Below are 794 nucleotides of genomic sequence, written 5' to 3'. Positions count from 1 at the left end.
TTCTGCGATTTCAATGATTGGTGAAGCGTACGCACAAAACCAAAAAGAGCTCAAGAAGTACTACGCTCAAGTAAATGACCTTCGCCACGCATTGTGGAAAGGTGTCTCACTCGATTCGGATGACTTGCTCCGTCGTGAAGTCATTAAGCAGCTGATTTGTAACTTTAAGCTTGATAAAAAAGCGATCGAATCTGAATTTAGAGTGAAATTTGATCAGTACTTCAAAGAAGACCTGCAATTGCTGCAAACGTTCATCAATGATGAGTTGGTGGAAGTGGATGACAATGAAATTCGAGTGACACTGCGTGGTCGCCTGCTTATCCGTAACATCTGTATGAGCTTCGATAAATATCTGCGAGCAAAAGCGCGTCAGCAGCAATTCTCTCGCGTGATTTGATCATCGCTTGCCGATTCCAAATACAAAAAATGCCAGCAAATGCTGGCATTTTTTATAATTTTGCGCTGATTAAACGCGATCTTTAACTTTTTCTTTCAGTTCTGCTTTTTCTGCATCAGAAATGAAAGCAAGCTCAAGGCCATTGATTTGCGCTTGGCGAATCTGCTCTTGGCTCAGGCCGGCTGCTGGCGCCGCCACTTCGTATTCGTAAGGTAGCTCAATACCTTCTACCGCAGGATCATCCGTATTTAGACACGCTAGAACGCCGTGGTCTAGGAACTGTTTCAGTGGGTGATTTGCTAGAGAATCGACCGTACTGGTTTGGAAGTTCGACGTCAGGCACGATTCTATACCGATACGGTTTTCCGCTAGGTAATCCATCAGTTTTGGATCGTGA

The 794-nt window shown here is 44.3% G+C and carries 2 pseudogenes; one reads left to right on the top strand and one right to left on the bottom strand.

The features are described from left to right. A pseudogene (locus tag R7O13_RS26090) lies at positions 1–397 on the top strand (oxygen-independent coproporphyrinogen III oxidase); the annotation flags it as partial. A 69-nt stretch (positions 398–466) separates the two neighbouring features. Here R7O13_RS26090 and R7O13_RS26085 read toward each other — a convergent pair. Beyond that, positions 467–794: pseudogene (locus tag R7O13_RS26085) on the bottom strand (adenosine deaminase); the annotation flags it as partial.

The organism is Vibrio sp. Y176 (genome assembly GCF_033438945.1).
This window is presented reverse-complemented; position numbering and strand designations above follow the sequence as displayed.